Annotated in this window: 18 protein-coding genes; 5 read left to right on the top strand and 13 right to left on the bottom strand. The window is 68.5% G+C overall.

The features are described from left to right. Window positions 1-14: 14 nt before the first annotated feature. Together ACFRAQ_RS14770 and ACFRAQ_RS14775 are read left to right on the top strand one after the other, a co-directional pair. A complete protein-coding gene (locus ACFRAQ_RS14770) occupies window positions 15-743 on the top strand; it encodes a hypothetical protein (RefSeq protein WP_379099252.1) in 729 nt (242 codons plus the stop codon). A 65-nt stretch (window positions 744-808) separates the two neighbouring features. Beyond that, window positions 809-2,023, top strand: coding sequence for a lipase family protein (locus ACFRAQ_RS14775; RefSeq protein ID WP_379099255.1), 1,215 nt, complete (start codon window positions 809-811; stop codon window positions 2,021-2,023). 15 nt (window positions 2,024-2,038) lie between these two features. Here the strand turns inward: ACFRAQ_RS14775 and ACFRAQ_RS14780 are convergent, their stop codons facing one another. Next, complete coding sequence (locus ACFRAQ_RS14780; RefSeq protein WP_379099258.1) at window positions 2,039-2,647, bottom strand: TetR family transcriptional regulator; 609 nt, start codon at window positions 2,645-2,647, stop codon at window positions 2,039-2,041. Window positions 2,648-2,809: 162 nt separating this feature from the next. Beyond that, entirely contained in the window at window positions 2,810-4,060 is a 1,251-nt protein-coding gene (locus ACFRAQ_RS14785; RefSeq protein ID WP_379100270.1) for a family 1 glycosylhydrolase, read from the bottom strand. A 143-nt stretch (window positions 4,061-4,203) separates the two neighbouring features. Here ACFRAQ_RS14785 and ACFRAQ_RS14790 point away from each other — a divergent pair, with 143 nt between their 5' ends. Then, a complete protein-coding gene (locus ACFRAQ_RS14790; RefSeq protein WP_379099260.1) occupies window positions 4,204-4,746 on the top strand; it encodes a hypothetical protein in 543 nt (180 codons plus the stop codon). A gap of 7 nt (window positions 4,747-4,753) precedes the next feature. On the opposite strand, the gene glk is transcribed toward ACFRAQ_RS14790, so the two are convergent. Beyond that, entirely contained in the window at window positions 4,754-5,785 is a 1,032-nt protein-coding gene (gene glk / locus ACFRAQ_RS14795) for a glucokinase (RefSeq protein WP_379099263.1), read from the bottom strand. Window positions 5,786-5,961: 176 nt separating this feature from the next. On the opposite strand from glk, the gene ACFRAQ_RS14800 reads away from it, so the two are divergent. Beyond that, window positions 5,962-7,137 (top strand): ROK family transcriptional regulator, encoded by a 1,176-nt coding sequence (locus ACFRAQ_RS14800; protein ID WP_379099266.1) that lies wholly within the window; start codon window positions 5,962-5,964, stop codon window positions 7,135-7,137. A gap of 51 nt (window positions 7,138-7,188) precedes the next feature. On the opposite strand, the gene ACFRAQ_RS14805 is transcribed toward ACFRAQ_RS14800, so the two are convergent. The 6 genes from ACFRAQ_RS14805 to ACFRAQ_RS14830 all read right to left on the bottom strand — a co-directional run bounded on the left by ACFRAQ_RS14805 (window position 7,189) and on the right by ACFRAQ_RS14830 (window position 13,234). After that, the gene (locus tag ACFRAQ_RS14805) at window positions 7,189-7,398 is read right to left on the bottom strand and encodes a hypothetical protein (RefSeq protein ID WP_379099269.1); all 210 of its coding nucleotides are present in this window, start codon (window positions 7,396-7,398) and stop codon (window positions 7,189-7,191) included. Between the two features lie 99 nt (window positions 7,399-7,497). Further along, the gene (locus ACFRAQ_RS14810) at window positions 7,498-8,070 is read right to left on the bottom strand and encodes a dihydrofolate reductase family protein (RefSeq protein WP_379099272.1); all 573 of its coding nucleotides are present in this window, start codon (window positions 8,068-8,070) and stop codon (window positions 7,498-7,500) included. A 46-nt stretch (window positions 8,071-8,116) separates the two neighbouring features. Next, on the bottom strand, window positions 8,117-8,851 hold the full coding sequence (locus tag ACFRAQ_RS14815; RefSeq protein WP_379099275.1) for an SRPBCC domain-containing protein: 735 nt from the start codon (window positions 8,849-8,851) through the stop codon (window positions 8,117-8,119). 2 nt (window positions 8,852-8,853) lie between these two features. Beyond that, window positions 8,854-9,465, bottom strand: coding sequence for an ArsR/SmtB family transcription factor (locus ACFRAQ_RS14820; protein WP_379099277.1), 612 nt, complete (start codon window positions 9,463-9,465; stop codon window positions 8,854-8,856). A 112-nt stretch (window positions 9,466-9,577) separates the two neighbouring features. Further along, window positions 9,578-10,528 carry a hypothetical protein gene (locus ACFRAQ_RS14825; RefSeq protein ID WP_379099280.1) on the bottom strand — a complete coding sequence of 317 codons (951 nt, stop codon included), beginning with the start codon at window positions 10,526-10,528 and terminating at the stop codon, window positions 9,578-9,580. Between the two features lie 243 nt (window positions 10,529-10,771). Further along, entirely contained in the window at window positions 10,772-13,234 is a 2,463-nt protein-coding gene (locus tag ACFRAQ_RS14830) for a patatin-like protein (protein WP_379099283.1), read from the bottom strand. A 170-nt stretch (window positions 13,235-13,404) separates the two neighbouring features. Here ACFRAQ_RS14830 and ACFRAQ_RS14835 point away from each other — a divergent pair, with 170 nt between their 5' ends. Continuing rightward, window positions 13,405-13,797, top strand: a complete 393-nt coding sequence (locus ACFRAQ_RS14835) for a nuclear transport factor 2 family protein (protein ID WP_379099286.1) — start codon at window positions 13,405-13,407, stop codon at window positions 13,795-13,797. 16 nt (window positions 13,798-13,813) lie between these two features. Here the strand turns inward: ACFRAQ_RS14835 and ACFRAQ_RS14840 are convergent, their stop codons facing one another. From ACFRAQ_RS14840 to dinB, 4 genes are all read right to left on the bottom strand, one after another. After that, window positions 13,814-15,043, bottom strand: coding sequence for a site-specific integrase (locus tag ACFRAQ_RS14840; protein WP_379099289.1), 1,230 nt, complete (start codon window positions 15,041-15,043; stop codon window positions 13,814-13,816). A gap of 67 nt (window positions 15,044-15,110) precedes the next feature. After that, on the bottom strand, window positions 15,111-15,305 hold the full coding sequence (locus tag ACFRAQ_RS14845) for a hypothetical protein (RefSeq protein WP_379099292.1): 195 nt from the start codon (window positions 15,303-15,305) through the stop codon (window positions 15,111-15,113). Between the two features lie 180 nt (window positions 15,306-15,485). Beyond that, a complete protein-coding gene (locus ACFRAQ_RS14850) occupies window positions 15,486-16,286 on the bottom strand; it encodes a HugZ family protein (protein ID WP_379099294.1) in 801 nt (266 codons plus the stop codon). 36 nt (window positions 16,287-16,322) lie between these two features. Then, window positions 16,323-17,552 carry a DNA polymerase IV gene (dinB, locus tag ACFRAQ_RS14855; RefSeq protein ID WP_379099297.1) on the bottom strand — a complete coding sequence of 410 codons (1,230 nt, stop codon included), beginning with the start codon at window positions 17,550-17,552 and terminating at the stop codon, window positions 16,323-16,325. Between the last annotated feature and the right edge of the window lie 18 nt (window positions 17,553-17,570).

Below are 17,570 nucleotides of genomic sequence, written 5' to 3' on the forward strand. Positions count from 1 at the left end.
CGAGGAACACCGAGATGAACCTTCGCACAACGCTTTCCGTCGCCACCCTGACGGCCTGCACCGTTGCCGGGTCCGGCGCCGCGATCGCCGAACCCCCGGCGCTGGAGCCGACCGTCGCGGCCCGCGTGGTCGGCGACTCCGTGCTGGCCGTGCTCGAGCACGCACTGTTCGCCGCCACCGCGGATGGGCAGGGCGTGGAGATCCGCACCCTCGACGGGCAGCCGGTCCTGAGCCTGCCGACCGGGTTTCTGCTCGACGGCGTCGCGCATCCCATGCGCTACCGGATCCAGGATTCCGGACGCGCCCTCACGCTGACCCCCGACACCGGCCTGAAACCGGTCGCCTCGCCGATGGAAGAACAGCTGGCGGTCAACGATTTCGCCGCGAACATGAGCAAGATCCCGCTCGGTTCCATTGCCGGAGCGTTCCTGGGCGCGGCGGTCGGGGCGGTGATCGGCCTGGGCTCGTGCCTGGTTGTCGGGCCCGCGTGCCTGGCGACCGCGCCCGCCGCCATCGGCACGTTCGCGGGGTTGGGTGGACTGCTGGGGACGCTCACCGCCGGAGGCGCGGCCGTCGTCGACGGCGTGTGGCGCTACCTGTCCACGGTGAACGCCGCGCCCGGCGAGAGCATGTACGCCCATCAGGGCGGCGTCCTCGATCCGAACGGCACCGGAGTGCCGGACGCCGTGCTGCGCATGCCTCCCTCGCTCGGGTCGGGCAGCAGCAGCGGATCCGGTAACTGACCGACCAGCGACGGCCGGCCGGGGGCGAGCCGCCGATTCGACAATCAACCGAGAGAACCTATTTCATGATTTCGCGTCTAGCGGTGGCTTCCGCGCTGGCCGTCGCCGCGGCGGCCACCGCCGGCCCGGTGTCCGCCCAACAACCCCCGGTCGTCGCCGTTTCGGTGGTGCCCGATCAGGATCCGTTCTACGCCGCGCCCTCCGATATCGGCTCGCTGGGCAACGGGCAGGTGGTGGCGGGACGGGAAATCCGCACCACGCTGCCGGTTCCGGTGCGAGCCTGGCAGGTGTCCTACCGCACCAACGATTCGCACGGGAACGCGGAACTGGGCATCACCACGCTGCTGGTGCCGACCGCGCCGTGGACCGGTCCCGGTTCCCGGCCGGCGGTCTCCGAGCAGATTCCCGAGGACGCCACCGGTACCCGGTGCGCGCCGTCCTATGGAATCGCCACGGGCACACTGCAATCCGGGGATCAGATCGCGGCGATGCTCGCCGAGGGCTGGGCGGTGGCGGTACCCGACTTCGAAGGGCCGAAGTCGGCCTTCCTCACCGGCCCGCAATCCGGCCACGCCATTCTGGACGGGGTGCGGGCCGCCGGTGGATTCACTCCCGCGGGACTCGGTCCCGGCACCCGCTGGGCGTTGGACGGATATTCCGGGGGAGCGGCGGCGACCGGCTGGGCCGCGGAGCTGCAACCCAGCTACGCACCCGAGCTGGCTTTCGCCGGGGCTGCCATCGGCGGAGTGCCGGCGAGCCTGCCCGCGGTCATGAACAACGTCGAGGGCGGAGTGTTCTCCGGATTCCTGGTCGGCGTGCTGGTGTCCTATCAGCGCGAGTTCCCCGAAGCCCGCATCGACGAGCTGCTCAACGAGCGGGGCAGGGCAGACACCTCGGCGGCCGCCGATCTGTGCGTGATCGAACTGCTGATCCGCTACCCGTTCTGGCGGCTCGCCGCGGCCACCGCCGACGGGTACCGCGACGACAGTCGGCTGACCGAAGCGCTGCAACGGAATTCGCTCGGCGGCAGCGCGCCGGTCATGCCGATCCTCAACTATCAGTCCGACTCGGACGAGGTGGTGCCCGTAGCGCAGGCGGACGACTTGGTCGCGGCCTGGCGGCGCGGGGGAGCGACGGTCGTCACCATCCGAGACCCTCAGAGCGAACACGGTCTGGAGGCGTCGCTGCGGCAGTCCACGGCCCAGCAGTTCCTCCGGGACCGGCTCACCGGCGGTGACCCGGTCGCCGATGCCGATCTGAATCGCCCCGTGGGACGGTAGAAAGCAGCTCCCGGCCTACTTCGCCAGATCCCGGCGCAGTAGGCCGGTGAGCATTCGGACCGCGGCCACCATGTCCAACGACTCGTCGCGCAGCCAGAGCTCGGTCAGGCCGGTGAGCGCGCCCACCAGCAGCAGCGCGGCGGCCTCGGCATCCACGTCGGAGCGGATCTCGCCCGCGGCGGCGCTCTGCTCGATCACGCCGGCCAGGTTGTCGCGGTAGGTTCGGATGCGCTCGTTCGACCACTCGTGCGCCACATCCGGCGCGTCGGCCGAGCCGAAGAGCGCCAGATGACTCATCCGGGTCAATTCCCGATCCGCGCGATTGCGCTCGGCCAGATCCTCCACGATGTCGAGGGCTCGCATCACGGCCGGGCCCTCGTACTCCCGATCGACCTCGACAGCGTCGAATGCCTGCTGATCACGTTCGGCCAGCACCGCCGACAACAGCGCTTCCTTGCTGGAGAAGTGGTGCAGCACCCCGGACCGGGTGATGCCGGCCGCGGCCGCTACAGCCGCCAGCGACGTGCCCCGATAGCCGTTCTCGGCGAACAAGGTCATTGCCGCGGCGAGGATCTGGCCACGACGTGCCGCGCCCGACTGTTCGGCGTCGCGTGTTCGCGCCATTCATCCGACCTTTCACTCGCTGAACGGGTTTCGCTGGATCGCTCCGTCGTAGCCAGCCTACTGTCCAGTCATACTGCTCGACCGCCGGGGTTCGGCGCGACTCGCCCATGGATATCGTTGGCGCGGACGGGCAATTGCCGCGCCGGGTAGCGCAGGGCCGGGTCAGCGGATGGGACGCAGGCAACTTTCCAGGGCATCGACCAGCGAGCAGAGGGTTTGCGGATACACCGGCCGGTAGCCGGTGGGGACACCGTCGTTCGCGATGATCGACCGGTAGGTGTCGACGGCCTTGGTAGGCACCCGTTCGAGGCCGGGATCGGTGCGCACGTCGACGGTATAGAGTCCGAAACGTGGCTCGTAGCTGCCCCATTCATAGTTGTCGGTGAGGCTCCAGTAGTTGTAGCCGATGACATTCATCCCGTCCTGCACGGCGCGCTGGACCCAGTAGACGATGTCGGACAGGTGATCGGAGCGCTCGTAATCCGGCCGGAGCGCACCGTTGTCGGTCGGCATTCCGTTCTCGACGACATACAGCGGCCGGGCCGGGTAGCGCTCGGCGTAATGCCGCAACGCGTAATAGATGCCATCGGGAGCCGGGTTGGCCTTCCAGGGCTCGGCGAAGGCATTGAAGAAGCTGAAATCCGTCGGGGACATCGAGTTGTAATAGTCGAGCCCGATGAAGTCGAGTGTGTCGGCGACCCGGTCGAGGAAGGTGGTGTCGACGGCGGTCTCGCCAATGGGGAAGTAGGCGACATTGGACGAGACCTGCGCGCCCGGCTGTACCGAGTGGATGTAGTCGTAGATGGTGCGGTGGGCCCGGACCCAGCGATCGAGCGCGCCGGGTAGATCGGCCGGGGCGAGCCCGCCGACCTGCAATTCCTGGAACGCGTACGCCGAAGGTTCGTTGAACGTGATCCAGATCGGATCGAACCGGGCGTAGCGGTCCACGACCTGCCGGGCGTTGGTCAGCCAATCGGTCAGCATGTCCTCGTGCCGCCAGCCACCGCGGTCGAACTCCCAACCGGGATAGACCCAGTGGTCCAGGGTGATCATCGGCCGCAGTCCGGCGGCTCGGATCGTGGCCACGACATCGTCGTAGAACGCCCATGCCGCCGGATCGTATTGTCCGGGAGCGGGTTCCAGGCGCGCCCACTCCACCCCGAAGCGGAACACCCCGACACCCAGGTCGCGAGCGCGCGCGATGTCCTCGCGGTAGCGGTGCAGGAAGTCGACCGAGGTTCCGACGGGATCGTGGGTCTTGCCCGACGCGGCATAGCGCGACCAGTTGCTGTCCGGTGAATATCCCTCGGACTGGAACCCGGAACCCGCTACACCCCACAGGAATCCCGCCGGCAGTCTCCCTTCGTGCTGGTCGCCGCCGGGCTCGGCGGTCGCGGAGGTGATCGACAGCATCGTGAGCCCCATGGCGACCGCGGCGATTCCGATCTTCCGGCGCATGTAGTCCTCCTTCGTCGGCGGCCGCTCACGGTGAGCGGCGGCAGCGAGAATTCCGACGAATATAAAACACACTGACTGTTCAGTCGGTACGCTCCGGCGTGGCGTTCGCCGACCAGAACGCCAGCACGAACCTGAAGGAGAACACGTTGATGATTCCCGCCACCGCTCGCATCGCGATCGCCGTCGTCACGGTGATGACCGCACTAGGGGTGTCCGCCTGCGGCGGTAAGGACGAAGCCGCTCCGGCTCCGGCGACCCCCTCGAAGGTTGCTGTCGCCCAGGGAAATTACCCGCCGGTCCCCACGACGACGGAGCTGAATTCCGAGCTGCACAAGCTCATGGATCCCACCGTCCCCAACGGACAGAAGCTGGATCTGGTCCAGGGCATCCAGGCTGACCCGATCCTGCCGCAACGCCTGGCCGACGCCTTCAAGCAGAGCAATGTCACCATCACCGTCACCAAGGTGGCCGACTCGGGCAACGGCTCTGCCCTGGCCGAGGCCCAGGTGTCGATCGACGGTGGAGCGCCCAACCCGGTCGTGGTGCCGGTCGTCGCGGAGGACGGCAAGTGGAAGGTCCAGAAGGAATGGACCTGCACCACGCTGTCGCTGGTGAATCAAACATCCCCGGCTTGCGGCTGATCGCGCCTCAACGCTGCGCGAGCCGGTACGCGGCCCCGCGCAGCGCGGGGGTGGCCGCCACGATGATCTCGGTGGCCACGTCCTCCAGATAGCCGGGCAGGGCGCTGGATTCGACGAAGCGTCGCCGGAAGTCACTGGCCGCCAGCAGGTCCGCGATGCCGGGCAGGATGCCGCCGCCCAGCAATACGCCGCCGCGAGCGCCGAAGGTCAGCGCCACGCCGCCGGCGAAAGTGCCGAGCAAGCCGAAGAACACCTCCATTGTCCGACTGGCGAGCGGATCGCGATCCTCCCGGGCGGCGACGCAGATCTGTTCGGGCCGTCCGTAAGTCGGCGCGACACCGTCCACCGCGCCTACCGCCTGGTACAGCCGGACCAGTCCGGGGCCGGACAACGCGGTCTCCGCGCGGACCGCCCCGTGGTCGGCCCGCAGCAACCGGGCGACCTCGGCCTCGTGGTCGGTGCGGACCGGTAGGTCCACATGGCCGCCCTCGCCCGCGATCGGAATCCAGCCATGCCGAGACCTCATCAGACCCGCGACGCCGAGGCCGGTCCCCGGGCCGATCACGGCCATCGGCTCGTTGTACCGGCGAATGCCCGTGCCGATACGCACAAAACCTTCGTTCGGAAGCTGCGGCACCGCCAGGGCGAGCGCGCTGAAGTCGTTGATCACTTCCAGCCGGGCCAGACCGAGGCGGCGGCGACTGTCGACCACGGAGAAGTCCCACGCCGCGTTGGTGAGCCGAATACGGTCGCCGAGCACCGGTCCGGCGACAGCCACGCAGGCGGCCTCCGGACGTGGAAATCCAGGAATCCGGCCCAGGAAGTCCTCGATCGCAGCGACCAGATCGGGATAGTCGGCGCAGCGCAGGTTCCGGACCTCCCGCGGTTCATCGCGGCTGTCGGACACCAGGCCGAAGCGGGCATTGGTGCCGCCGATATCGGCTACCAGAGACAGGCTTTCGGTCTTCGACAGGGCGAGGTCTCCGGTGCCGAGATAGTCGGCGATGTCACGGGCGGGATGGGGCATGCGGGCCGGCACGGCGGGCTCCTCGAGTCGTGCGTGATGAGCGAACCTGCGCCACGCTAGAGATACTTATGTTCGTTTGCAAGGCAACTTAAGTACTAGAAGTACATTACTGGGCGGTTCGAGCGTCCGGCAGACGCCGATAGTGTGTGCGAGCGCGCCCGTCGGGATCTCGTCGACAAGGAGGAATGGTGACCGGTCGACCCATGACGACACCCGGCGTCTCGGTGGGGGACGTGCTTGCGCTGATCCGTGCGAACGCCGTCGCGACGCGTTCGGATATCGCCCGGGTGACCGGCCTGTCACGAACCGCGGTCACCCTCCGCGTCGACCAGCTTCTCGCGCAGGGGTTGGTGACCGAGCGCTCCGAAGGCCCGTCGACCGGCGGCCGCCCACCGAGCCGCCTGCGCTTCGCCCCGGACGCGGGGGTGGTGCTGGCCGCGTCGATCGGCGCGAGCCGGGCCCAGGTCGCGGTGTGCGACCTCGCCGGAGAAGTGCTGGCGCAGAACGAATTCACGGTTCCGGCCGCCCACGAAGCGCGGGCCGTGCTCAGCGCCGCCACCGATCACCTCGACCGGCTCCTGACAGAACGATCCGCGGCGCCGGTGTACGGCGTGGGGGTCGGCGTGGGGGTCGGCGTGCCCACCGTGGTCGACGCCGCGTCCGGGCACGCGCTGAGCCCGGCCGACCTCGACGAGATCGCCGTCTCCGACCTGTTCCGGACCCGGTTCTCCGCTCCCGTGCGCGTCGACACCGATGTGAACGTACTGGCCCTGGCCGAGCACGCGCGTCGCCCGGGCGTGAATGATCTACTGCTGCTGAAAGCGTCGACCGGTATCGGCGTGGGAATCATTGCCGGGGGGAGTCAGCAGCGCGGAGCGTGGGGCGCGGCAGGCGAAATCGGGCACATCAAGGTGAGCGGCGGCATCGGTCGTCCATGCCGCTGCGGCGACACCGAGTGCCTGGAGACTGTCGCCGGCGGGTGGGCCCTGCTCGAGCAGTTCACCGCCCTCGGCCGCACGGCATCGGATCTGCCCGCGCTGGCCGACCTGGCCGCAGCCGGCGACCCCGACGCCTTGCGCCTGGTGCGGCAGGCGGGCCGCAGTATCGGCGAGGTGATGGCCGCCGCGGTCAACCTGCTCAACCCCGCGGTCATCGTCGTTCGCGGCGACCTGTCGCGCGCCTTCGACCCACTGGCCGCCGGACTGCGCGAACAGATCTACCGCCGCTCCTCGGCCCTCAACACCCGGGCCCTGCGTATCGAGCCCGCCGCCCCGGACGCCCCGACCGGCGTCCAGGCGTGCGCCGCGATGATTCTGGACGACACGCTCGCGCCCGCCGCCATCAACGCACGGCTCGCATGCTGACCGGCTCCATGATTCGACACTCGTCCCACCCGATGGTCAGGCAGTGGCCGGTCAGACGAGTTCTACTTCGTCGAAGCGGACGGTGAAGGTGTGGCGGCGTTCGCGAAGCACACCGCCCTCGCGGTGGACGATGCCTTCGGCGAAGTCGATGCGGAGTTCTTCGCGGTGGGGGTCGACGGTGCGGACTACGCCGCAGATTCCGGAGAAGGGTCCGGATGGGAAGTAGACGACGTCACCCGGTCCGTAATCGGTTGAGCCCACGGGGTGAGCGTAGTCGCGGATGACCACCGGTGCCGGTAGGAACATTCGGGCCCGGCGGATTCGATCCGCCGGGCCCGAATTCGGAGCAGCCGGAAATGGTCAGCGCACGACGTCGAAGACGTTCTTCTGGATGCCGTTGGCGTAGGTCTCCGACTCGACCAGCTTCAGCTTCTGGACATCCTTGTCGGTGTCGGAGAACAGTCGCTTGCCCGCGCCCAGCAGCAGCGGGAAGACGAGCAGGTGGTAGCGGTCGATGAGGCCCGCGTCGGAGAGGCCGCGGTTGAGGGTGGCGCTGCCGTGGACGATGATCGGGCCGCCCTCGGTGTCCTTGAGCTTGGCGACCTCGTCGAGCGAACGCAGGATGGTGGTCTCGCCCCAGTTGGACACCAGGTCGTCCTCTTTCAAGGTGGTGGAGACGACATACTTCGGCATCACCTTGTAGCCGGCGAAGTCCTCCATGTCCGGCCACACGGGGCTGAACGCCTCATAGCTGGTGCGGCCCAACAGGATCGCCGCCGACTCCTCCTGCTCGCGGCCCTTGATCTCGTAGGCCTCGGGAACGAAGTCGATGTCCTTGAAGGTCCATCCGGAGTTCCGGTAGCCGGGTTCGCCGCCGGGGCCTTCCACGACACCGTCGAGGGACACGAAGGCGGTGCTGATCAGGGTGCGCATGCTGTTCTCCTTGATATCTGGGGTGCGGGTGATGATCGAGTCGGGTTCAGCTCACCAGGGCGGTGAGCCAGTGCTGCCAAGCGGTTTCGGCGCCGTCGGTGTCGGGTCCGAACAGGTGGTGGAACATCAGGGCCAGACCGGTGGGTGCCTGATGGAAGGTGTAGAGGCCGTCGGCGGTGCGGATCTCGAAGCGTTCGTCGTCGGCCCACACCACCTCGCCGTCGATCGGCGGCAGGCCGGCGGGGGAGGCGTGCACCTGGGCGCCCGCGACGAGCGGCGTCGGCAGGGTCAAAGCCTCGATGAGCGCGTCCCGCACCGCGCGGCCGGAAGAGCCTGTCGCGACACCGAATACGGGCGCCGCGATCCGCCCGGGGAAGTAGCTGAGGTATTCGCGCAACGTATTGAGGTGGAACGGCCAGCCCCGCCGCAGCGCGTCGTATTCGTCCTGCCAGTCGTCGCCCAGCACGCCGCTGTGCACGACCCGCAGCACGGTGCTGCCGCCCTCGCGCCCCTCGATCAGATACTCGAAGGCCATGAACCGCCCGTCCTCGGCGGTCCCGGTGCGGGTCGCGAGCCGCTTACCCGGCTCGTAGGCGGTGATCACGGCTTCTTCTCGCTGCCCGCCGGTCTCCATGGCCGAGATCCCGCCCTCGCGCGCTTCGATCTCATTGCGCCCCATGAACCAGGAGTCGACCCCCGGCCCGGTCGCGATCGCGTCCCACACCTGCTCCGGGGTGGCGGGCAGGTGCTCCTCCAGTTCGATCTCGAACGGATGTCCCATGGTCAGTTCCCCTGTCCTGCTGCTGTTTCGGTGGCGGCGTCGGGAATCTGATGCATCCCGACCACCACCCGGTGATTGCGGCCCGCCGGTGCGGACTCGTCGTGATAGCGGCTCACCAGCGAGGTGACCGCATCGGCCAGCTCCTCGGCGAACGCGGCGCGGTCGGCGGCGGAGGCGAACCGCACCTGCGCGTCGATCCCGAACGTCGCGACCCGCCGCTGCGCCCGCGCGGCCCCGCTCAGCAGCGTCCCGACCTCCTGCACGAGCCGCGACCCCAGCGCCAGCAGCCACCGCGCCGACAGCTGATCGGGCGATCGCGCCGGATCGGGACTGACCGCCCCCATCGCACTGGGCGAAATCACGTAAGACGCTGCGGTAGCGCGATACACACGCTCGGTGACGTTTCCCTTGCGACGTTCCTCTATCAACTCCACCAGCCCGTGCCGGGCCAGCTCCTTGAGGTGGTAGTTGATCTTCTGCCGCGGCAGCCCCAGCCGTCCGGCCAGCATGGCCGCCGACCCTGGTTCGGCGAGTGCGGCGAGGATCCGAGACCGGATCGGGTCCAGGGACGCCTCTGCCGCCGCGGGTTCTTCGATCACTGCGACGTCGAGCATGGCTCAACTCTCGCACCGACAAATTATTTTGTCAAGACAACCCATGTTGTCGGTGCGTGGGTTGAGCGGTCGTGGTCGAGTCTCGGCCCGCCGAGCCGGTGGCCGGCGCCGTTCAGGCCGCCTTCCTGGTGCCCGGCAGGGGCTGGACGTAGCCTGCCCCGGCATCGGACTGGTCGGGGCGGCCGAGCCGAATGAGCGCGTGCGGATAAGCGCACTCGTGCAGCAGTGCGCCGCGCACGCCCTCCCGCACCGCCGGAACCTTCATGGTCTGGGTCAGCAGTGAGCTGGCCAGACCGTTGCGGGCGGCGGTCAACAGGATGGAGCTGGCGGCCACGCCGGCGTTGAGATGGCCGAGCCGGTCGTCGGTGGGTGTGCAGAGGATGAGCAGTTCGGCCGAGTCCGGGTCGTTGTCGTCGAAGGGGCTGCCGGTGGCGGGGATCGGCTCGATCGCGGACCCGTTGGAACTCCAGCTCGGCGGTGCGGCCCTGGCCGAGAGGTCACGCTGGTCGATTCGTCCCGCGACACCGGTCAGGAATTCGCCGTAGTCGCCGTCACGGTCGGCGGCCGCGCGATACGCGTTCGACAGATTGCGCCGCAGCTGATCCGGCACATGCCGGGCCGCCGCCCGGGTCCCGGCGGTGCTGCCGCTGATCGAGCGGATCATGTTGGCCGGCATTTCCCAGGGCCGGAAACGGTTGTGCTGGAATTGCCGCTGAAAGATCGCACCCGCCAAACCGATCTGATCGCGGGTGGCCGTGCTCGGCGCGAGATGAAGCACCGCAAGATGATTCGGATCGCGCGGGTCGGGTAGCGGCACGGTCACCACGGCCCAGCCGAAGGCGGTCAGCGCGGTCCGCAGGTGATGCAGGGCGGCGCCGTTGCCGATCATGCGGGCCCGCTCCACCGCCGGATCGAAGATCAGCGGCACGTGCGGCTCGTCCATCCTGATATGCAGTGCGGCACCGTCGAGCCACCACATCCATGGCAGCGTGCCGTTGGCGAGTGGGGCTTCCCGCGCCATTTCCAGCGCGGCACGAATTGTTTCCTCCGACGGTGCGGACATCAGACGCATGACTATGGATTCCTGTTGCTTTTTTGGCCGTTGGCGGAGTGTTCACGCCACGGCGGCGGAAGGCAGCGGCCCCGGACCGCGATCCAGAACCCAGACAATCTGAAATGAATCTTCGTCATACAGGAAAGCAGTCGATCGGGTGGACAGTCCACCCGCGGTGACTCCGCTCACCGTTTTCACGGCTGTTTCCTCGGGTGTAGTGACGCACTTCACAGCACCCGTAAAGAGTTCGATTCAGCGGTTATAACCAATTTTCCCGGCTTCGAGTGCGGCAATCTGCGCGCGCAGGGATTCCATCAATGTCGCAGGGATGCGCCGCAGATCGCCCTCGGTCGCGAGCACCGCCGCCAGCGCCTGGGGAAGAAGGGTTCGTCCCACATCGCCATCGTTCTGGAATGTTTCGTCGAGCGTCCGCAATATCAACTCGACCGCGTCCAGCCGCCCCCACAGGTAATCGTTCTCCCGGTCGGGTGCGTGGGCGAACGCGCCGAAGTGGTGCAGGGCAACGCCTTTGAGCTTGCGCTGCCCGAGTGGTGTCAGCGCGGTCGCGCGCAAGGGACTGAATTGCACCACCGGAATGGGGCTGAATTGCGGGAGCTCCGACAACGAGATCGTGGGGAACAACAGTCCGTCCCAGAGGCCGAATCCCAAATAGCGACTGGCCAGGAGAATCCGGTCGCGCTTGTTCCACGGCGATGTCGTTCGCGCGAACGCCTCCCAGAGCGTCTGCCCGTCGTTTCCGATGAGCCCCCGGATCACTGCGCGATACTCCGTGAACAGCCGGTCGAAATTCTTCGTCGCGCGGGCGGCGAAATCCTCCGGCGTCCCGAAGCGCACCCCCTGGAAGTCCCCGGCCTGCAGGCGAACCGGGTCCAGGAAGTCGAGTACCTGCTGTTCGGACAGCGCCTGGATCGCCGTGCGCGGCGCCTGGGATATCGTCTCCAGTTGTGCCCAGGCCTGGCGTTTGAGGTCGTTGACGTCCTCGCGTGGCGGCCCGCCCTCGACGGTGTAGAGCCGGTTGAGTCCGGCCACGATGAACAGCATCCGGCGCTGCCGGTAGGGGGCGTCCATGTCTTTCAGCAGCGGCGACAGTTCGCTGGAATCCGCTGCGGTCCAGCAGGGTTGGCTGCGCAGCCAGGAAGCGATGGCGCACCGGATGAAGACCGCGGTCCCCGATTCGCCGGGCAAGGCGAAATGCGCCACGATCGCATCGGCCAGGCACCGGGCGGCCGCGTCGGCCTTGAGCCGCTGGTAGGTGTTCCAGGTCGACCCGAGCGCCGTCACCGCATCCGCGTACAGGCGGTCCGACAGTTTCTGGAAGTCCGCCTGATCCATGAGGAAGTCCAGCGGCGGCATGGACTCGATCGCCGCGCGCAAGCCCTGCGAGCCGGGCTGCGGCGCGGATCGCTCGATGCCGGGGAGCGTGGCGAGAGCACTCGCGACGTGGTCGAGGACTTCGGCCTCCTGCTGCATGGAGATGGCGCCCACTTCGGCGATCTTCTCGTTCAGGTCGCGCAACCGGAGCAGGTCCGGGATCAGTGACCGACTGCCCCGGATGCCGATGAGCACCTTGCGGACATCGGCCGCCCACCGGCGTTTCGAGGATTTGCCCGCGTTGGTGTCGGCGGCCGCGGCCGAGAGGCCGCACGCGGGGTCCGGTTCGATATAGACGAGGCGGCGATACACCTGGGTCGCCGCCCGTCTGCGTCCGATCGCCTCGATGACCAGGTCGAAGGGCGCGTTGTCCAGCACGCCGCCATCGACGAACCAGGCGGTGCCCGCGTCCCGCCCGATCTCCTGGTAGCTGTACCGGAATCGATCGGTATCGACCCGAGTACCGCGCGGGAACCCCGCCTCGGCCGGGAAGGTCGTGGGATTGACCGGTTCGAACGCACCGGGGAACGCGGAGGTCGCCCGCGCGGCGAAGGACAGTGTCGGGGTGTCGTGCGGACCGAAGGCCGCCGGATCGTCGTCGTCGCGCAGGAACTGGAGTACCTGCGCGTGCTGCCGGTCGCGCTGCCCGACCCCGCCGCCGCTCGACGCGACCGCCACATCGAATCCGTTCAGGTCCGTCGTGGTCACGAACAGCGACAGCTCGCCCTCCGGCGGAATCAGCGTCGCGGGCACGGGACCCGGCGTGGTGGCGGACCAGGGGACGGTTCCTCGGTCGTCCATGCTCGACAGGGCGCCGTACAGCAGGCGCGACATCAGATCACCCCTGAGGACGGAGCGCCCGGTCCAGAACGTGCCGAGTTTGACCGCGAAGGCCAGCGCGAAGCGCAGCGGCAGCGTGCCGATCCGCCAGCCCCGCAGCAGCCGGTGGAGATCGGCCTGGTCGATCCACAATTGCTTCAGCTGTCCCTGATCGGCGTTCTGGGCGATCGCCTTGGCCAGCACGACACCGTTGATGCCCCCGGCGGAGGTGCCCGCGATGATGTCGATGCCGACCGACAGCGGCCGTCCTCGCGCATTCATCCGCGCAAGAGCGTCGAAATAGACGCCTTCCGTATCGACCGGCTTGCCATCGGCGCCGACGAAGGGATTCACGTTCTCTGCCCCGGTGCCGAACCGCTCATCGAAAGCTCGGGAGGCGCGGACGAGTTTGTGTAATTCCTTAGTTATGCCATGCATATAAATGGCGAGAGATACGCCCCCGTAGCAGACGAGCGCGATTCGCAGTTCGGCGTTCTGAGACATCGGGCCCCCTTGGAGAGACACCACACGGCGATTCCATCAGCCTAAGCCCCCGCTACCACCGCGACCTGCGTATTGAGCTACTCGATAGCTGGCAGAACACCCCTTGACCCGGTCACCCGCCCTCCGGGAACATGCAGTCATCCTGTTTGTATCTCAGAAGGATTCTTCTCATGTCCGATACCAAGGATCTCTTCGAGCGCTATCACGCCTGCTGGGCCGCGCACGACCCCGACCGCATCGCCGAATTGCACACGCCCGACGCCATTTTCCACTTGCACTCCGGTCGCGAACCCGCACGCGGGCGCGACGCGATCCGCGCCGCCGCCGCCGAGAACTTCGCCCTCGTCCCGGATCTGACCTTCACGATGGTGAATCTGCGTGTGGGCGAAGACTTCTGGGTCGTCCAATGGGTCCTGACCGGCACCTCCATCACCGGAGCCGCCGTACATGTCGACATCGCGGACCTGGTGCTGGTCGAAGGCGGTCTGGTGCGCGAGAAGCACACCTACGTCGACGGCGTGGCGATGCAGGCCGCACTGTCGGCGCCCGCCGAGATCGCCTGACCGGAGGAATCGCGCCTCAGAGTCCCAGCTTGGTTACGGCATTGTCCTCCAAGGGGTTCGCGGTCCGAATGTAGCCGTGCACCGTACGCGGATTGGACCAGCGGCCCTGGCGCATGATTTCGCGGTCGCTGGCGCCGCCCAGGGCGGCCTGGGTGGCGAAGCCGGCGCGCAGCGAGTGGCCGGAGAAGAGCGCGGGATCGAGACCGGCGCGGGCCGCGTAGCGCTTGACCAGTTCTGCGACCGCCCGGCCGGACATGGCGGTTGCCGCGAGGCCGCCGTGGCGTGAGATCGATGGAAACAGTGGCAGATCCGGGTCGATGAGCGTGGTGCCGGTGAAGCCGTGGCAGCGGTGCAGGCGCGGGTCGGGGGCGGGGCGGGCGTCGATCCAGGTGCGGAGGTCACCATCGGCGTGCGCTTCGCGCAGCCGGGTCCAGTCGGCGTAGGCGCATACCGGGCAGGTGTGCGGGCGTTGACCGCGGGGGAGGGCCACCCGCTGTTCGTTCACGCCGGTGGCGTCGGTCTTGGTGGCGGGCAATTGAATCAGCAGCAGCGGCTCGCCGGTGGTGTGGTCGGTGGCCACGCTGACGTCGGTGATCCGCAGGGCGGCGATCTCGCTGCGTCGCAGCGCTCCCGCGAAGCCGACCAGTAGCAGCAGGGTGTCGCGGCGGCGCGCCGGTTCGGTGGGCCACGCCGCGGGCGGAAGTTCGCCCAGCAGTTGGTCGAGGGTGTGCAGCAGGACCGGCCGTTTGCGTTTCGGCCGGCTGCGGCGGGTGCGGCGCATACCGCGCAGGGTCAGCCGCACCACGTCCGAGCGGGTCGGCGAGGGCAGCCCGTTGGCGGCATGGACCGCGGCGATCGCGGCGGCCTTGCGTTCCAAAGTGGCCGCGCTGAACGCCCATTCGCCGTTCTCCCGACGCGCGTCGGCTGCGGCGGCCAGATAGACCGCGACGTCCAGGGCGTCCGCGGGCAGCGCCTGCCGGGATTCGGCCGAGCACCACGCCGCCCACGCGATCCAATCGGTCCGGTAGGCGCGCAGCGTGTTCGCCGACTGCGACGCTTCGAGATAGCGGCGCAACGATTCCGCCTGGACCTCGTCGAACCGGTCCCGCACCAGCCGCAAGGCCGCCGCGTCGACCAGCACGCTGCGCACCCCGCGCCGCAGTTCGCCGCGCACCTCGTCGGGCACCGCGATCACCGCGGACTGATCCCCGGGCGGGCGTTCGCTGATCTCGGTTGGTTCCGGCATGTCTCGACCCTAGATCGAGCCGGCGTTCCCGTTGCGGCAGACCCCGTTTCGCGTGTCCGGCGCCGGGTCAGGGCTGTAGCCGCCAGGCCGCGTCGGGTTTGGGGAGTGGCCAGCTCCAGCCGTGCTGGGCGCGCAGTTCGAGCAGTTGCTGCCGTCGTCCACAGGATTGCTCGGTGCCGCCGTCGCCTTCGACACAGTTGCGGTGTGTCCAGAGCATGGCTTCGACCGTGCCGGACAAGCGCATGGCGCTATGCTCTGGCATCCGATGATGCTCGAGCACAGACGGCTTGTCCGACATGGCCCAATCATCCCCCAAAGGTGGCGGACTGTCGTGCGGTCTGCGCGTCTTCGCAGCGCCGGAAGGACATCCGCTGTCCATGGGGATGGTGATCGCCGCTCGTACCGCGCCCCTGTTCGGGCCCCTGACCGGCGGCGCCGTGGGTCATGGCGCATCCTTCGAGGCTCGTGCCAATTCGACTGTCGCCGCACGCAATTCGGCGATGGCGTCGATGGGTTGGAGGTAGCCGATCCGCGTCACGGCGATGCCGCGGGGCGTGGTGACCCGCAGATCCAGTCCGAACCGGTCGGCACGTTCGCAGACCGCGGCCGTCGCATCCGGGTACCCGCCGCGCGCGTGCGCCATGTCGAGCAAGGCATCAGCGTGATCATCGTTGAGATGTGCGATCGCCCGCGCCGCGGCGGGAATGATCGGATCGGCCTGAGCCGCCGCGTATTCCTCGGCCGTCGCCGAATCCATCCGGCCGTAGCCGCCGACCCACCGGGCCCGCCGCACGCGCAGCACCCACACCGTGAAATCGCTGAAGTCGATATAGGTCTTGGCGGCCGGGACCTCCGCCAGGTGCGCCTCACGAGCGGCGACCGCCTCCGCGCCCTCGGGCCGCTCGGCGACACCGGCCAGCGTCAATCGCGTTCCGGCCAGCGGATCCTCGGGCAGATCCGGGGTGACGATCGAGACGCTGGCCCGTGGATCGCCCGCCAGATTGCGGCAGTGCTCGGCCATGCGGGACACACACAGCACCGGCTGACCCTCGAGCAACCCGTACGTGACGAAACTGGCCCAGGGTCCGCCGTCGGCGGACAGCGTCGCCAAGGTCGCCGTATTCGTCGCCGCGGCAACCGTTCTGGCCTCATCGGCCGCCGACGGCCGCGTGGTGTTCACGATCGGGGTCAGCGGCGGTGGGGTCGAGGGAGCGTCGCCGGGGTCACCGTGGTCGAGAGCCATGCGTCACAGGCTACCCGCGCCACCGAACACGACTGATCAGTCCGGGAGGAGAGGCACCGACAGCCCTTCACCCTTGCGCAGCAGCGCCGCGCGGGTGACCGTGCCCGCACCGAACCGATCCCGCAGCGCGTCCAGCGTCGAATCCAGGGCCGATTCCGCGCGCGCCTCGAACGGCAGCGACAACTGCATACTGTCGGCCCGATCGAGATTGGTCAGGGTCAGGCCGATGAGCGTGAGCCCACCGCGCTCCTCGATCAGGGGCAACGCCGTCGCCAGCAGCGTGCGCGCCGCACGCAGGATCGCCGTGCCGCTGTCGGTGGCCTCCGGCAGGGTGTGCGAGCGGGTGGCGCGGGTGAAGTCGTCGAAGCGCATGCGCAACACCACCGTTCGGCACACCCGCCCCGCTCTGCGCAGCCGGTGCCCGAGCCGATCGGCCAGTCCGTGCAGATACGCTTCGAGCTCCTCGTCGCTGCGGTACCGCCGCCCCATGGCCCGTTGCGCGCCGATCGACCGCCGCCTCCGACCGGTATCCACGCGCCGGGGATCACGCGCCCACGACAGCGCGTGCAGGTGCCGGCCGACACCCGGGCCCAGCACCACGGCCAGCGGTCCCTCACCCATATCGGCGAGCTGGCCGACCTTGGTGATCCCGCGCTCGTGCAGCTCGCGGGCCGTCACGGCGCCCACGCCCCACAGTCGTTCCACCGGCAGCGGATGCAGGAACTCCAGCTCCTTGTCCGGCGGAACCTCCAGCAGCCCATCCGGTTTGGATACCGCGCTGGCCACCTTGGCGAGGAACTTGGTCCGAGCCACCCCCACCGAGATCGGCAGCCCGACCTCGGCCCGCACCCGCTCCCGCAGTCCGCGCGCGATCTCCACCGGGCTTCCCGCGATCCGCCACAGGCCCGCCACGTCGAGGAACGCCTCATCGATGGAGATGCCCTCGACCTCCGGCGTGGTGTCCCGGAAGATCTCGAACACCGCCTTGCTGGCCTGCGAATAGGCCGACATCCGCGGCGGCACCACGATCGCGTGCGGGCAAAGGCTCACCGCCTGACGCAGATTCATCGGCGTCCGCACCCCGAACGCCTTCGCCTCGTAGCTGGCGGCCAGCACCACCCCGCCACCCACCAGGACCGGTCGGCCGCGCAGTCGCGGATTGTCCCGCTGCTCGACCGATGCGTAGAACGAGTCCAGGTCGGCGTGCAGAATCGCCGCCCGCTGGGGGCGTTCCTGCCTGCTCGACATCGATCCGGACACGAACATATGTTCGCATACCCATCG

The organism is Nocardia sp. NPDC056611, assembly GCF_042792755.1.
In the GTDB taxonomy this organism is placed as follows: domain Bacteria; phylum Actinomycetota; class Actinomycetes; order Mycobacteriales; family Mycobacteriaceae; genus Nocardia.

Coding starts and splice junctions, on each gene's coding strand:
- ACFRAQ_RS14820 (WP_379099277.1), bottom strand. CDS start 9,465: ATGCTCGACGTCGCAGTGATCGAAGAACCCGCGGCGGCAGAGGCGTCC.
- ACFRAQ_RS14825 (WP_379099280.1), bottom strand. CDS start 10,528: ATGTCCGCACCGTCGGAGGAAACAATTCGTGCCGCGCTGGAAATGGCG.
- ACFRAQ_RS14770 (WP_379099252.1), top strand. CDS start 15: ATGAACCTTCGCACAACGCTTTCCGTCGCCACCCTGACGGCCTGCACC.
- ACFRAQ_RS14785 (WP_379100270.1), bottom strand. CDS start 4,060: ATGCTGTCGATCACCTCCGCGACCGCCGAGCCCGGCGGCGACCAGCAC.
- ACFRAQ_RS14830 (WP_379099283.1), bottom strand. CDS start 13,234: ATGTCTCAGAACGCCGAACTGCGAATCGCGCTCGTCTGCTACGGGGGC.
- ACFRAQ_RS14775 (WP_379099255.1), top strand. CDS start 809: ATGATTTCGCGTCTAGCGGTGGCTTCCGCGCTGGCCGTCGCCGCGGCG.
- ACFRAQ_RS14840 (WP_379099289.1), bottom strand. CDS start 15,043: ATGCCGGAACCAACCGAGATCAGCGAACGCCCGCCCGGGGATCAGTCC.
- ACFRAQ_RS14850 (WP_379099294.1), bottom strand. CDS start 16,286: ATGGCTCTCGACCACGGTGACCCCGGCGACGCTCCCTCGACCCCACCG.
- ACFRAQ_RS14815 (WP_379099275.1), bottom strand. CDS start 8,851: ATGGGACATCCGTTCGAGATCGAACTGGAGGAGCACCTGCCCGCCACC.
- ACFRAQ_RS14810 (WP_379099272.1), bottom strand. CDS start 8,070: ATGCGCACCCTGATCAGCACCGCCTTCGTGTCCCTCGACGGTGTCGTG.
- dinB (WP_379099297.1), bottom strand. CDS start 17,552: ATGTTCGTGTCCGGATCGATGTCGAGCAGGCAGGAACGCCCCCAGCGG.
- ACFRAQ_RS14845 (WP_379099292.1), bottom strand. CDS start 15,305: ATGCCAGAGCATAGCGCCATGCGCTTGTCCGGCACGGTCGAAGCCATG.
- ACFRAQ_RS14780 (WP_379099258.1), bottom strand. CDS start 2,647: ATGGCGCGAACACGCGACGCCGAACAGTCGGGCGCGGCACGTCGTGGC.
- ACFRAQ_RS14835 (WP_379099286.1), top strand. CDS start 13,405: ATGTCCGATACCAAGGATCTCTTCGAGCGCTATCACGCCTGCTGGGCC.